The sequence below is a fragment of the Sphingomonas sp. 3-13AW genome, from assembly GCF_049311085.1.
Lineage (GTDB): Bacteria > Pseudomonadota > Alphaproteobacteria > Sphingomonadales > Sphingomonadaceae > Sphingomonas.
Genome location: NZ_JASNVZ010000044.1, coordinates 1 through 14,103 on the forward strand (window position 1 = coordinate 1; position 14,103 = coordinate 14,103).

A 14,103-nucleotide genomic window follows, 5' to 3' on the forward strand; every position below is an offset into this window, starting at 1 on the left:
CATCGCTCCAGATCCGTCTGCCAGTCCTCGTCCATCGCCAGCCTCCGTCAAAGCTGGCTCCCCATGAATCACGCAATCAGCGGCGAGGGAATCCCTAAACTCATGCTTCTGCCAAAGTAGTGCTAGCGCCTGTACATCGCGCTCGCGCCGCGCTCGTGCGTCGGCAATGGAGAAACCCTGGCACGGGGCCATCGAGGCTTTAATCTGCCCGTAGCGAAGCCGGAACTCGCGATTAACGCCATCTAGCGTCGGCGCCTAGACGCCGGTCCGGCTCACCGATGGCATCGGCAAGATGCTCATAACCACCTGCCGGAGAAAGCAGCAGGCTGAGCGCGTCAAGCCGGGGGGCAACAGCCATCGCAAGATCCGCGCTCACGAACCGCTTAGCGCTGCGCAGTGGCTCTCTATCGTCCTATCGAGATCGGTTGAGCCCGCATTGTGGCGAGGGATCGTCGGTCGATGTTTCGTACGATGTCATGCCTGTGCTTCACCCTTTAGTGCGGGTGCTAGGCCGAACAGTTCCTCCAAGCCCTGTCGCAGCAGGTGCTGGTGCTCGGGCGAGCCGTCCACTGGCAGCAGGACTCGGCGGGCAATTGTCCATTGCCCGTCCCGGCGTTCCAGCTCCCAGCGATTGATCACGGCCCGGTGAATGCGGTATCCGGTCGAAACGCCGTGGTTTGGCAGGTCTCGCGGTGTCCCTTCATGATCTAGGTGAACAATCATGAGGTACGATGTCACCACGGCGATGTCGCCGCGCAAATCGATCAGCGGCAAACCGGCGAAATGTGCAAGGCCGCCGCGGATCGCCGTGGCATGTTCCGGCCGCTGGACAAACGCCGCGATGTTATCCCCGCCCGTCGCACCGTCCAGCTGGGGTCCGCGGTCGAACACGCCGCCCTCCTGGTAGACCGCGACCGTATAATCTGCGGAGCCTGTATCGGCACTGGGCGGATGCGCGGCGATAAGCTCATAAATGGCGAGCTTGTCTTCGATGATCCGCAGTCTGGCTTCGATATCCCTGGCCGGGGCAGAACTCATTGTTTTCTCCATCGATCACGGGCCACCGGGCCGCTGCCCTGGGACAGCGGTCCAGCTGAAACCTACCGGTCGAGCCCGGCCAGGAGCACGTACTTGACGTCGACATACTCCTCGATGCCGTAATAGCTGCCTTCACGGCCGTATCCGGAATGCTTGACGCCCCCGAAGGGCACCGAGGCGGTGCCGACCGAGCCCGAGTTGAGGATCACCATCCCCGCCTCAATCTTTCGAGACAGACGGAATGCGCGGCCAAGATCCCGGGTATAGGTATAGGCGACGAGGCCATATTCCGTGTTGTTGGCCCGGGCGATGGCCTCCTCTTCACTCTTGAAGCGGTAGATCGGGATAACCGGGCCGAAGATCTCCGTCTGCGCCATGCGTGCATCGTCATCCACATCGGCTAGGATCGTCGGCTCATAGAAGAAGCCGCCCAGTGCATGCGGTTTGCCGCCGATCACGACGCGAGCACCACGCTCGCGAGCATCCTCGACCAAGGCCGCCACCTTGTCCACGCCACCCTGGTTGATCAGCGGGCCGACGACAAAGTCATCGCGCATGCCGTAGCCAACTTCAATGGCGCCGACGCGCTCCGCCAGTGCTGCCACGAAGCGGTCATAGATTGCGTCCTGAACGTAGAAGCGGTTGGGTGAGATGCAGACCTGACCCGAGTTGCGCAGCTTCGCGGCCACCGCGCCTGCTACCGCTTCGTCGAAGTCGGCGTCGTCGAAGACGATGAAGGGCGCGTTGCCGCCCAGTTCCAGCGTCATCTTGGTCAGCGTCGCCCCGCTGGCACTCGCCAGCAGCTTGCCGACCGCGGTCGACCCGGTGAACGAGATCTTGCGGATCCGCTCATCGCCTGTGAACAGCTCGCCGATTTCCTTCGGGTTGCCGGTCACCATCTCGAACACACCCTCCGGAATGCCCGCCCGACGCGCATAATCGAGCAGCATATACGCCGTGAGAGGCGTCTCTTCAGAGGGCTTTATGATCATGGTGCAGCCGGCTGCGAGCGCGGTGGCGATCTTGCGGCAGATCATCATGAAGGGGAAGTTCCAGGGCGTGATCGCCGCGGTCGGACCCACCGGCTCCTTGAACACAAGCACCGAAGCACCGGCGGCATGGCTCGGGATCGTGTCACCGTAAACACGCTTGGCTTCCTCCGCGTACCATTCAATAAACCCGAGGCCGTAGTCGATCTCACCAAGAGCCTCGGAGAAGCACTTGCCGTTCTCCTGCACCATGATCTCGGCGAAGGCACTTCGGTCAGCCCTCACTATTTCGAACCATGCGCGCAGCAGGTCGCCACGCTCCTTCGCGAGACGCCGTGACCATGCCGGGAAAGCCGCGAAGGTACGATCGATCGCAGCCTGGACCTCGGAACCCGATAGTTCCGGTGCTTCGCCGACGATGGAGCCGTTGGCGGGATTGTACACAGTGATCATGATGAGCCTCCTATGGCCGCTTCTGAAAGAGCCGAACGCCGTCGGTCCGGGAGGAGGCGGACGCCTGAGTTTGCGCCTGCCTGTAATGGAACGGCATGTCGGCCCGATCGCTTTGGCTGATCTTGCCAACCGCGCTGGCGGGGATATGGGCAGAGGGCGTGCACCCATCCAATATATTGTTTGTCATTCTTGATATGCTGAGCGTATCAGCTGAGGATGGAACTTCGTCATCTGCGCTATTTCCTCGCGGTTGCGGACGAGCTGAATTTCCGTAGGGCGGCAGAGCGGCTCGGCATCGCCCAGCCGCCGCTCAGTTCCCAGATCCATGATCTGGAACGCGAGCTGGGTGTTACGCTCTTCCGCCGGGTGCCGAAGGGAGCCGAGCTTACCGAAGCAGGCGCCGCATTCCTTGCCGAGGTGCCGGTGGTCTTCGAACGTGTTGACCGTGCCGTTCGCATGGCGCAGCGCGGCGGGCGTGGCGAAGTCGGCCAGCTTCGGGTTGGCTATACCGGGTCGACCTCCTTCAACGAGATCGTGCCCAATGCACTGCGCGCGTTCCGGCGTGCCTATCCGGAAGTCGAGTTGGCGCTCGACGAGCTGAACAGCGCGCACCTCCTAGATCGGTTGATCCACCAGCGCCTGGACGCGGTATTCTTTCGCCCCGGCAAGGAGCTGCCGACCAACGTCAACGTGCTTTCCCTGCCACCCGAAAACATGATGGTCGTGATCCCTGTCGAACACCGGCTGGCCGGCGCCTCCGTGGTGCAGTTGGAGGACCTCAGGGAGGAAAACATGATCATGTTTTCGAAGGCACTCGGATCTGGTCTCTATGGCGAGGTCATCGAGGCCTGTCGTGGCGCCGGTTTCGAGCCGCGGGTCGGTCAGGTTGCTACGCAGATTACATCCATCGCCAATCTCGTGGCGGTTGAACTCGGCGTCTCTATCGTTCCTGCGGCGATGGCGAACGCGGGGTTCGCGGGCGTCCGGTACCTGCCAATCAAGGGTATTGCACCGATCGCGCGCATAGCCCTGGCAACCCGGCTCGACGACCGAAGCACCATCACGAAGAACTTCACCAGCTTCGTTAAAGTCGCGCAGCTCTCGGGCATAGAAGCACCATGAGCGAAGGCGGCTCGGCGCGATGCAGCTTCGGCCGAAGCAAGCCAGCCAATAGGTTCGGCTTCGATTCCACACGGCTAGCAAGCAGGCTGAAAATTCATGTCTCACCGCGCGAAGCGGGACGGACGAAGGCTCAAGAAGGCCGATCCTGCTGCCGCTAGCCCGCCGACCTTAGTTATCGGAAACCGGCGGGCCGCGTAGTTCAGAAGCAGCTTCAAACTTGCGCCATGCCACCATCGACTGGCAATTCGGCGGCCGTGATGAAGCTGCTTTCCTCGCTGGCGAGGAACAGCGCAGCCGATGCGACTTCGTCGGGTCTTCCCATCCGGCCGAGCGGGATAAGCCCTGTCACCGCCTCTCGCATCTCGTCGGACACGGCCGCGAACATGGCGGTGTCGGTCGGTCCTGGCGCCACGACATTGACGCGAATGTTGCGGGGAGCGAGTTCGTTGGCCCAGGTTCGGGCGAACGCGCGCACCGCCGCCTTGGTGGCGCCGTAGACGCCGTAACCCTTGGTCCCGATCTCGCCCGCTATCGAACCCACCAGCACCACGGAGCCGCCCTCCGGCATGATCGCCGTCGCAGCCTTGGTGGCGAAAAGCAGTGCGCGCACGTTGAGGCCGAACGTCCGATCAAAGTGATCCTCGCTGACGCCCTCCAGCGTCGCATACTCGGCGATGCCAGCATTCACAACCAGGATATCCACCAGGCCCCCCTCGCTCCGAACGGCCTCGAAGAAGGCACCGAGCGCCACCGGATCGGAGGCATCGACACGGCGCGCGCGCAGCGTGCCGGGGCCATGCGCCGTGTCCCGTTCCTCTGCGCGCCGGCTCGTCGCGTAGACCGTGGCGCCTTCCGCTGCGAAGCGCTCTGCGATGGCGCCGCCGATCCCGTCATGGCCGCCAACGACGACCGCGATCTTGTCCGAAAGTCTGCTCATATTTCCTCACATCCACGATGGTGATGACAAGGAGATATCCATCCTATATCTAAGCACAAGAACGCACTTTGTAGTGCTTAGATATGGATGCGTATACCGATGCCGGCTGATACGATCGAACTCCCGCTGGATGTGACCACGACGCGGCCGATCCTCGAACAGATCGCCAACAAGTGGACGGTGCTGATCCTCAGCGTCCTGTGTACGCAACCTGCGCGCTTCAACGACCTCAAACGCCGGCTCGACGGCATCACCCACAAATCGTTGTCGGATGCGTTGAAGCGGTTGGAGCGCAACGGCTTGATCAGCCGGAAAGTCCTCCCGACGCAGCCGATCGGCGTCGAATATACAATCACCGAGTTGGGAGCATCGCTGCGGGGGCCCTTCGCCGCCCTCTATGACTGGTCTCTCGCACACGGCACCGAGCTGGCAAGGGCACAGGCCGCCTACGATGCTTCGAGGAAGCACGGCAGCTTCGAAGACGCGGCATAAGATCTGTCGCCCGCAGAATCAGGGCCACTCCCCTGCGCAAGAACGGAGCGCTGATCACGCCGCGCCGGGCTTTACGCAGCTCCGTTAAAAATGGGGTCCGTGCAACTGGATGGATCCCGAACATCGCGGCCGTCTCGACCGTCCCACCGCCCTCGAAGGCGCGGCAACGCCGTGCGGGTTTTAGATAGAGCTGGCGTCTAGCCGGGATGCGCATCGCCATTCCTGTCCACAGCTTCGAACCAGGCGGAGTAGAGCGTATTGCGCTGCGCCTTGCTGAACATTGGCAAGCTGCCGGGCACGACCCAGTCATCGTCCTTGGCCGAAACCGGGGAGCAAGCGTCGGTATCGCTCCCCGCCTTGAGTATCGCACCCTGGCCGAACCATTCCGAACCGACCGATGGGAAACCATCTGGATGATCTGGTCGCTTTTCCAGTTTCTGCTCACTGAAAAGGTCGACGCGGTGTTTTGTCCAGGCAACACGTACACCGTCGTATGCGTGGCGATGAAACTCCTTCTCGGGGATCGATGCCCTCCTGTTCTGGTCAAGATCAGCAACGATCTGGAGCGGCAGGATCTGCCGCGATTGGTCCGACCGCTTTACCGACGCTGGCTAAGAGCACAGGGAACCGTCCTGGACGGCTTCATCGCGATCGCGGATCCGATGCGCACGCAAGTCGAGCGTGAACTGGCGCTCCCGGGAAACAGTGTCAGCGTCATCCCCGACCCGGCACTCTCTGAGGCTGAACTGCGTCAGCTTTCCGATTCAGGATTGTCCAAAAGGCCGCAACATGGCTGCCGCTTCCTTACCGTTGGCAGGCTCGCCGCGCAGAAGAACCAGATGCTGCTTCTGGAGGCGTTTGCACGCCACGCCTGGCCCGAAGACAGGCTGGTCATTGCTGGCGACGGCCCGGAGCGCGGCAGACTGGTCGAACGGACAAACGCGTTAGGCCTGGGGTCGCGAGTCCAGTTTCTCGGACACGTCGACGATGTTCGGGTTCTCTATGCAGAAGCAGACGTGTTTGTCCTCTCGTCCCACTACGAAGGAGCGCCCGCAGTTATCCTGGAAGCCCTGGCTGCGGGTCTGCCGATCGCTGCGACGAACTGCTGCGTCAGCATGGAGTGGCTGACAGGCTATGGGCAATTCGGCATGGTGGTTCCCCCGTGCGATCGCGACACTTTGGGCATTGCGATGAACGCCGCGAGGCACCTTCGACCCGACATCGTAGCCATGCAGCGCCTTGCCGCCAGCTTCACGCTGGAAAGCTCAGGCGAGCTCTATCTTTCCCGGCTCATGACCTTGGTCGGCGACGCGCAGCGTCAGCGGCGCGAGAAAATTCAAAGCAGTGTGCGGGTTTGGCGCTAGCGCGGAGTCTAGCGGGCCTGTGTAACGAGCAAGGTCCAGGAATGTCCGATCAAACCTTAGTGCTCGCACCGACTGGACCATTCGCATTCGAACCCCAGGATCGCAACGCGAGGCCCGCTTCGCGGGGCGTTCTTGGTACGCTCCTCTCCCTGATCTTCGTTGGCGCAGCGGTCTATCAGGTGAGCGGCCTCGATCTTGGAACGATCCTCGCGCTGGTGCCCACGTCGCCGCTATTCTGGGGTCTGTTCGCTGTCAGCTATTTGATCGGGCCGGCCAGCGACTGGTTCATTTTCCAGCGCCTCTGGGGGATTGGGGCCAGTGCCTTCGGTGCTCTGGTCCGCAAGCTCATCTACAATGAACTTCTCGTCGGCTATCTCGGAGAGGTCTATTTCTATGGCTGGGCGCGCCAGAACCTCAGATTCGTGACCACGCCTTTCGGCGCGGTCAAGGACGTCGCCGTGCTGTCGGCAATTGCGGGCAATGTCACGACCCTCATCTTCCTCGCCGTGGCGTCTCTTCTGGTAAGGCTGCTGCCGCTCCATGACAATGTGACCGCGATCGGTTGGTCACTCGCGTTCCTGATCGGGACCTCGCTGGCGGTCATGCTCCTGCGTCGTTCGCTCTTTTCGCTTGAACGAAGGGAGTTGCGGATGGTCTTCGCGGTCCATCTTTTCCGAATTCTTGCAACGGCCCTATTCTCCGCTGCTCTGTGGCATCTCGTGTTGCCGCACGTCGAGCTTGGCTGGTGGCTCATTCTGGTCACTCTCCGCCTGTTGATCTCCCGGCTGCCCTTCGTACCGAACAAGGACGTCGTGTTCGCTGGAATAGCGGTCCATGCCTTGGGCGGCGAAGTCGAAATGTCGGCACTGATGGCCCTGATGGCGGGACTGACCCTCGCCGCGCATGTGCTTGTCGGGCTTAGCTTCGCACTTGCGGACCTTCTTTCGAAGGCAAAGATGCAATGAAGAGCCTACTCTTTAGCCTGATCGGCAGCCCCCTGCTGGTCGCCGCTTCCATCCAGTCGACACCCGATCTGGGGACGGCTGAAGGCAGATGCCGTTCCGATGAGTCTGGACCGTCGTTCCTGGTCAACGTCGAGGGCCTCAAGGACCGCACCGGCAAGCTCAAGCTCGAAGTCTACCCCGCGAATGACGCCGACTTCCTGGAAGATGACAACATCCTGATATCGGCAGGCAAGACCTTCCGGAGGGTAGAGCAGATCATTCCTGCTTCAGGTCCAGTGCGGCTGTGTGTGCGGGTTCCTGCCGCAGGCAGCTATGCCGTGAGCCTGCTGCATGACCGGGACAGCAACCGCAAGTTCGGCTGGCGCATCGACGGGATCGGCTTTGCAGGCAATCCCAAGCTGGGATGGAGCAAACCTGCCGCGTCCGCTGCAACCGCCGTGGCGCGCTCCGGGCCGACGCAAATCGAGATCGTGATGAACTATCGGCGCGGCCTCGCCATGCGCCCGATCAAATGATGGAGCCCGCGGATGAAGATCGTTGATGTCTGCGCCTTCTATTCCCCAAGGGGTGGCGGCGTAAAAACCTATGTCGGCCAAAAGCTAGCGATGGCCCAACGAATGAACCAGGATGTTACGATCCTGGCGCCTGGCGACAAGGACGCGGTTGTCGAGTTCGGCCCGTGCGCCCGCATACAGACGATTGCCTCCCCACGCTTCCCCCTTGATCGGAAATACTGGTATTTCAACGACGAGCGCGCGCTCCATGCGACCTTGGACAGGTTGTCGCCGGATTTCGTCGAAGCGTCGTCGCCGTGGCGAAGCCCCCTTATGGTAGCGAATTGGCGGCCGGGGGTGCCCAAGGCGCTCATCCTGCACGCCGACCCCCTGTCGGCCTACGCGTACCGGTGGCTGGAGCCCCTTGTCAGTCGCAAGACGATCGACCGGCGGTTCGTGAGATACTGGGACCACTTGCGTCAACTTGGGCGTCTTTATGATGCGGTTGTTTGCGCCAGCGAAGATCTGGCTTCGCGGATGAAGGCAGGCGGTGTCGGCAATGTCGTGACAGTGCCAATGGGTGTCGAGGCGGAGCGCTTTTCGGCAAGCAAGCGGGATCCTGTCATTCGCGAAAGCCTTCTCGCGCAATGCAGCCTCGGCCCAGACGCGACATTGCTCGTTGCCGCCGGCAGACTTGCGCCAGAAAAGCGTTTGCCGATGCTAGTTGAGGCGGTAACCATCGCCGGTCGGCATCGCCCGGTGGGGCTGGTGATCTTCGGCGAAGGACGAGAAGACACAAGCGTCCTGCGGTCAATCGGCGGAAATCCCCATATCCGGTTGTTCCGGCCGGAACGCGATCGGGAAAGATTTGCCAGTATCCTGGCGAGCGCCGACGCTTTCCTGCATGGCTGCGAGGCAGAAACCTTTTGCATGACTGCGGCGGAGGCAAGCGCCAGCGGCATACCGGTGATCGTGCCTGATCGCGGCGGTGCCGCCGACTTTGCCGGGGGCGAGTTCGGGTGGTCCTATCGTGCGGCAGATCACCTGGATCTGGTACGGGCCGTCCTTACTCTCCCCGACTGCTTCACCACCCGCGGGAACGGCTTCGCAGCGCGAGCGATGGACGATCATTTCGGAGCGCTGTTTGCGATCTACCAAAGGCTGCACAAGAGCGAACTCCCCCTCGCCGCGTGAGCGGGGCAATGTTCTTTCAGTCCCTTGTTCTTGATCGCTATATCCTGCGCCACATGCTCGGAACGATGTTCAGCGTGCTGGCGGTGGTCATGTCACTGATGACCCTGGAACACCTTCCACGTCTTTTGGGAATGACCCAACTTTCCGGGCACCGTACATACATCGTCGCGTACTCGGTTGCCGGGTTGCTCCCGGAGTATGGCGGCATAGGCTTACTGGTCGGACTGTTTCTGGGCATCGCCTTGACTGTAAGAAGGCTTGTTCTGCGGGCAGAGCTGGACGTGATCGAGGCATGCGGGATCGCTACTTCGCGCTGGATGCGGCTTCCATTCGTGCTTGCCGCGATGGTCAGCGTCCTGACCATGGCAAACCAGGGCTGGCTGATGCCCGCAGGTGAGATCGGACTTGCCAACATCTATCAGCGGATGGTGCAGGGGGAATTCGGACATCAACTGCAGGCAGATCGGTTCATCGATCTTGGGCGCGGAAGCGTCTTGCATTTTGATGAAGTCGACGCGGCAGATGGCGACATCATCGGACTGTTCCTCCGAACAGATGGGGACGTTTATACCGCAAGAAGCGGCCGTTTCTGGAAGCTTCCCTCTGGTGGGATGGCCATGGAAATGCACGACGGACAAGTCGTTCGAGAGAGAGATGGAAGCGTCCTCAGGTTCGACCGCCTGCAGCACCGCATGGACCCGGTCGCGAGTGGGCTGGTCAAGGAACCGGAAAGCGACCTTCTCAAGCGCAGCGATCTCGAATTGCTATGGACGGAGGGCACCGTCTCCGGTCGTTCAGCGGTCTATGGGCGATGTCTCGCGGCGGTACTCGTATTGTTTGTGCCGACGCTTGCGCTGATCCTGGGGAAGCCCCCGAGAAGACAGTCCGGAGCCGCCGGAATCCTGGCCGGGCTCATTGTGCTCGTCATGGCTCTGAAAATGATAACGCCTTTAATCGACGGCCACGCTACCAAACCCGAATTCCTTGGAGGCGGCATTCTCGCAAGCTGGTGCGCGTTTGTGGCCGGATTGGTCTGGGCGGAGAAAGTCCTTGGTCAGGGCTTTGTCGATCTTTGGACCAGCCGGGCTCTCCAGAGTCTCCGTAGGCCGAGCGCACAACGGCAGGCATGAGGGCGAGGAGATCCTCAGCTTTCTCACGCGAAGATTACAGTCGCCCGGCCGGCCGAGCCCGTCGTCATCACCGTTCGAGCGAGAAGTCGATCACGAAGCCGGCATGATCGGAGAGAGGTTCTGGCGAAGCGCTCGGGAACGGAACCCAAGCGCGTTCGGCCCGCAGTCGGAGGTTGGTTCCGTCTCGAAAGAGTATCTTGTCCTTGTTTCGATCAACGATCCGCTGCGCTTCGTTCTGCGCGCCGCGGGCGACCGCTCCTTTGGCAAGAACCGTCCCGAGACCATCAATCTGGGCGCCATCGATCATCGGCTGCGCGACAGCCGCTACGCGGGCGGGCGCCCGACCCGTGTTCAAATCTCCGCCGAAGATGACCGGGGCGCCGGTGGGGAGCACGCTCGACAGGAACTTCCGGACAGCGGCAACTTGCCACGTATACGCACGATCAGCCCGTTCGGTGGCCACCCGCGCAGCACGGCGCGAATTTAGATGGACGTCGACGATCGCGATCGGTTCGCTGGCGCCCGGCACATCAATCCACGCGACGAGGACGCCCTTTGCCGCCAGGCAGTCGTAGCCCGCGCATGCGCCTTCGGGAAATGCATAGCGCGCAACTTTGATGACGGGATAATCTGAAAGAATTGCCAGTCCGCTATCGATCAGGCTCCCACTCTCTTCGCCTTTGATCCATTGTGCACCCTCTGCGAACGCTTGGCCCAACGGTCTTGAGACATGGGTCCTGGAAACTTGTGGGCCATTGACGACATGGCGGTAGCCGGCGGCCCGACCCAGCGTCCTTGCAGTGTCACCAAAGGCTTCCTGCAAGAGAACGACACGCGGTTGCGCGCCGACGGGCCGCATCGCAGCCAGACGCCGTCCGATAGCGGACATGGCTTCCTCGCGGCCGAAAGCGATCGGCCAAGGCAAACCCTTGATGTTGTACGATAAGATCGAGATTGCCGCGGCAGGCGCCGGCCAAGTGGATTTGTCCAGTTCGAGGTCATAACTGGTTGAAGGCGCCGCCGGTGCCCCCAAAAGTGCCGCCGCCGCGAACAGGCCAAGAGTTCTGAAGCCGATCATGATAGCTGCGTCCTCCGGCGATCCGTCAGCGCAAGACGTCCTCCCGTCCCGATTTCCGCATGACCTCCGGCGCATGTGCGGTTCCTCGCAATCCGCGGCGTCTAGCGGCTCGGACTGTCAGGGGACCGCGGATGGACAGCATCAACTGGATCGGAAGATCCGCACTGGGCGTGCTGTCGCTGTCTCTTTCGGGAGGCTCGGTACTGGCGCAGGAAAATGCGAGCACAACGGGCCGAGTCTCGGTTGATGCACGATTGGAAGATCGGTTTCAGGAAGAAGCGCGCAGCTTAGCGTCCGGAAGCGGCGAACCGCGCAGGCACGCTAGGTCCGGCATGCTCGACTGGGGAACGGGCGGCTTCGAGTTGCGGGGAGAACGTCTCCTGTCCGGCAGCAGGTTGCCCGACGCCGTTCCCCTTGGAGGTCGCCGACAACGGACATACGCTGCGGATGTGCGTTTCTGGGAAAGCGCAGCTCCCGAAATAGCCTTTGAAGTCGGAGCACGCCTCGAGCGCACAAACAGGAGAGCTGCAGGAGGTCCGCTGCTCGCCGACACGACGAAAACAGTAGCCAAGATGGCCTATGTCGGTGTGCAGATTGGCACTTCATCCATCAGGTTCGTCGGCTTCGACAATAGCGGATGGTCCGAAGGGGCGGCCGGGCGGCTGGTAACCCGCCTGGTGAACGGAGAGGCCGCAGCTCGAAAAGGGGCCGCGGTCGAGATCGGGATGTTTGGATTACAGCCGGGAAATGGCCGGCCGGAACACCGGTTCACCTTTCGAATAGAACACGGCCAGATCGCGGCGCGGTCGGGCTCATCGGCCACCCTATCGTGGAAAGGCCGCTTGTAATGCCGGAAGCCGCTCATGGACTCGCGTCCTCGCCTAATCAATTGCTCCGATGGCGGCCCGACGCTTATGGAGTACATATGCCAAGAGCGTGCGAAGATTTCGACGGAGTCGAAGCGGGCCTCCTGCAATTGCTGGGCGAAATGCGTTCCGAACTTTTGCGTTTCATGCTGGTACGCCGATGCCCTCCTGCCGAAGTGGAGGATTTGTTGCAGGACCTGTACGTCAAGCTGGCGAGCATTCGTACGGGTCCCGTGAGCGCGCCGCGCGCATACCTGTATCAGATGGCGAATAACCTCCTGCACGATCATCGCCGCGGGCGCCGTCGGCAGCAAGCGCGAGACGATCACTGGACGCGCAGTCGGATCGGACCCGACCTTGAAAAAGACGCGGAACCTTCGCCGGAACAGAACGCGATCGCGCGCGACGAACTCGAACGGGTCAATGAGGCGCTTGCCACGATGCCGGTCCGGACTGCGCAGATATTGAAGATGTATCGGCTCGACGGACAGTCGCAGAAGGCCATCGCGAATATCCTGGATCTGAGCTTGAGCGCGGTGGAAAAGCACCTCCAGCGTGCCTATCGAAAGCTCCAGCTTTTGCGGGAAGAGTTGGATGTAGCCCCGCAACTCTCACAAACGGAGGCGGACGATGTCAGCCGTTCGTGATCGCGCTGTGCTCGAGCAGGCTATCGCCTGGCACCTTCGGCTCAAGGACGCCGACGAGGAAGCGTGGATGGAGTTTGCCGAATGGCTTGACGCCGATCCCGCTCATAACGGCGTCTATGAGGCTGTCGTGGACCGTGACGCGCAGATGTTGCCTTTGCTCGAAAGAGCAACGTTCCCGACGAGCGAGGAGCATGAGCAACCGCCATCAGTCGGCAATGACGCTTATGGTCTTGCACAAGATATCGGGCGCGAAGCCCGTAGCCGGAGGCCTTGGCGCTGGGGTGCCCTCGCAGCTTCGATAGCGGTAGCTGGGCTCTTTGGGGGCCAGATGATGCTCGACCGGGATGACCGCTATGCGGTCGAAACCGCCGCGGGCGAAGCGCGGACTGTTTCACTCGCGGACGGGAGCAGAGTCTCCCTCAACGGCAGCACCAAGATTATCCTCGACAAGAACAACACCAGATTAGTGGAGATCGCCGAAGGCGAAGCACGATTCTCGGTCAGGCACGACGACTCCGATCCATTCACCGTTGTCGCTGGTGAACAGCGCCTCGTCGATATCGGAACCGTGTTTAACGTGGTCCGGACAGACCAGCAGCTTCGCGTCGGTGTCGCGGAAGGCGCGGTACGCTTCGAAGGGACGGGCGGTACTGTGGATCTTCGCGCGGGTGATAGCCTCGCCGCTAACCGCCGCGGCAAAATCGAAATCTCGCAGAGCCCGGTCGGGTCGATTGGCAGCTGGGCAGGTGGCAAACTGGTCTATGATCAGGTTCCTTTGGAGCAAGTCGCTGAGGATCTGTACCGATCGACAGGCATATCGCTTCAGCTTCCACGAAGTATGGGCTCCAGAAGGTTCTCAGGCGTGATCCAGACAGACGGGGGCCCGGAAATGGTCCGCGCGCGGCTGGAAGAACTGATCGGTGAGACAATCGTCGCTGACGGGACGCGATGGTCTGTCGAAGCTCGGTGAGAGGCAAGTGGCTGCTTGCGAGCCCGGTGGTCGTCTGCGCGGCCGCCCCCTGTCCCGCTTACGCCGCCGACGATATCTGGTTCAATCTTCCTGCCGGGCCACTGAATGTCGCACTCATATCGCTGGCCACTCAGGCCGGCGTTTCCATTGACATCAGCGACCCCGCACTCCGGTCGATCAGAGTTGCGGGCCTCAGGGGACGATTCAGTCTTCGCGAAGGATTGCGCCGGCTTCTGAAGGACACGGGATATGGGTTTCGCATTTCGCGGGGGAACGTGGTGAGGCTACGGCGCCAGCCGGACCCTCACATCCGGACACGTGACCGAGATAGAGTCGCGCCTTCCCGGCCGCCCCCGCCCCCAGC

The 14,103-nt window shown here is 61.7% G+C and carries 15 protein-coding genes; 11 read left to right on the forward strand and 4 right to left on the reverse strand.

The genetic code is table 11. From position 1 onward, the window contains the following. Positions 1 to 474: 474 nt before the first annotated feature. Together QP045_RS21145 and QP045_RS21150 are read right to left on the reverse strand one after the other, a co-directional pair. Entirely contained in the window at positions 475 to 1,038 is a 564-nt protein-coding gene (locus QP045_RS21145) for a nuclear transport factor 2 family protein (protein ID WP_422516983.1), read from the reverse strand. A gap of 62 nt (positions 1,039 to 1,100) precedes the next feature. Continuing rightward, complete coding sequence (locus QP045_RS21150) at positions 1,101 to 2,480, reverse strand: NAD-dependent succinate-semialdehyde dehydrogenase (RefSeq protein WP_422516984.1); 1,380 nt, start codon at positions 2,478 to 2,480, stop codon at positions 1,101 to 1,103. A 216-nt stretch (positions 2,481 to 2,696) separates the two neighbouring features. Between QP045_RS21150 and QP045_RS21155 the strand changes: the two genes are divergently transcribed. Further along, positions 2,697 to 3,602 (forward strand): LysR family transcriptional regulator, encoded by a 906-nt coding sequence (locus QP045_RS21155; protein ID WP_422516985.1) that lies wholly within the window; start codon positions 2,697 to 2,699, stop codon positions 3,600 to 3,602. A gap of 211 nt (positions 3,603 to 3,813) precedes the next feature. Here the strand turns inward: QP045_RS21155 and QP045_RS21160 are convergent, their stop codons facing one another. After that, positions 3,814 to 4,539 carry an SDR family NAD(P)-dependent oxidoreductase gene (locus tag QP045_RS21160; protein WP_422516986.1) on the reverse strand — a complete coding sequence of 242 codons (726 nt, stop codon included), beginning with the start codon at positions 4,537 to 4,539 and terminating at the stop codon, positions 3,814 to 3,816. A gap of 99 nt (positions 4,540 to 4,638) precedes the next feature. Between QP045_RS21160 and QP045_RS21165 the strand changes: the two genes are divergently transcribed. The 6 genes from QP045_RS21165 to QP045_RS21190 all read left to right on the forward strand — a co-directional run bounded on the left by QP045_RS21165 (position 4,639) and on the right by QP045_RS21190 (position 10,178). Next, entirely contained in the window at positions 4,639 to 5,031 is a 393-nt protein-coding gene (locus tag QP045_RS21165; protein ID WP_422516987.1) for a winged helix-turn-helix transcriptional regulator, read from the forward strand. Positions 5,032 to 5,237: 206 nt separating this feature from the next. Next, a complete protein-coding gene (locus QP045_RS21170) occupies positions 5,238 to 6,395 on the forward strand; it encodes a glycosyltransferase (RefSeq protein WP_422516988.1) in 1,158 nt (385 codons plus the stop codon). A gap of 41 nt (positions 6,396 to 6,436) precedes the next feature. Next, the gene (locus tag QP045_RS21175; protein WP_422516989.1) at positions 6,437 to 7,360 is read left to right on the forward strand and encodes a hypothetical protein; all 924 of its coding nucleotides are present in this window, start codon (positions 6,437 to 6,439) and stop codon (positions 7,358 to 7,360) included. After that, entirely contained in the window at positions 7,357 to 7,875 is a 519-nt protein-coding gene (locus QP045_RS21180; protein WP_422516990.1) for a DUF2141 domain-containing protein, read from the forward strand. The genes QP045_RS21175 and QP045_RS21180 overlap by 4 nt, the downstream gene beginning before the upstream one ends. A gap of 12 nt (positions 7,876 to 7,887) precedes the next feature. Beyond that, a complete protein-coding gene (locus QP045_RS21185) occupies positions 7,888 to 9,048 on the forward strand; it encodes a glycosyltransferase (RefSeq protein ID WP_422516991.1) in 1,161 nt (386 codons plus the stop codon). Positions 9,049 to 9,056: 8 nt separating this feature from the next. Continuing rightward, complete coding sequence (locus tag QP045_RS21190; protein ID WP_422516992.1) at positions 9,057 to 10,178, forward strand: LptF/LptG family permease; 1,122 nt, start codon at positions 9,057 to 9,059, stop codon at positions 10,176 to 10,178. Between the two features lie 67 nt (positions 10,179 to 10,245). Here QP045_RS21190 and QP045_RS21195 read toward each other — a convergent pair whose 3' ends face one another. Next, positions 10,246 to 11,256: an endonuclease/exonuclease/phosphatase family protein gene (locus QP045_RS21195; RefSeq protein ID WP_422516993.1), complete on the reverse strand. Its 1,011-nt coding sequence runs from the start codon at positions 11,254 to 11,256 to the stop codon at positions 10,246 to 10,248. Positions 11,257 to 11,387: 131 nt separating this feature from the next. On the opposite strand from QP045_RS21195, the gene QP045_RS21200 reads away from it, so the two are divergent. The 4 genes from QP045_RS21200 to QP045_RS21215 all read left to right on the forward strand — a co-directional run. Further along, positions 11,388 to 12,104 (forward strand): hypothetical protein, encoded by a 717-nt coding sequence (locus tag QP045_RS21200; protein ID WP_422516994.1) that lies wholly within the window; start codon positions 11,388 to 11,390, stop codon positions 12,102 to 12,104. Between the two features lie 77 nt (positions 12,105 to 12,181). Then, positions 12,182 to 12,769 (forward strand): RNA polymerase sigma factor, encoded by a 588-nt coding sequence (locus QP045_RS21205; RefSeq protein WP_422516995.1) that lies wholly within the window; start codon positions 12,182 to 12,184, stop codon positions 12,767 to 12,769. Further along, the gene (locus QP045_RS21210) at positions 12,753 to 13,739 is read left to right on the forward strand and encodes a FecR family protein (protein WP_422516996.1); all 987 of its coding nucleotides are present in this window, start codon (positions 12,753 to 12,755) and stop codon (positions 13,737 to 13,739) included. The genes QP045_RS21205 and QP045_RS21210 overlap by 17 nt, the downstream gene beginning before the upstream one ends. Further along, a partial coding sequence (locus QP045_RS21215; protein ID WP_422516997.1) for an STN domain-containing protein occupies positions 13,718 to 14,103 on the forward strand: 386 nt, incomplete at its 3' end. The genes QP045_RS21210 and QP045_RS21215, both read left to right, overlap by 22 nt.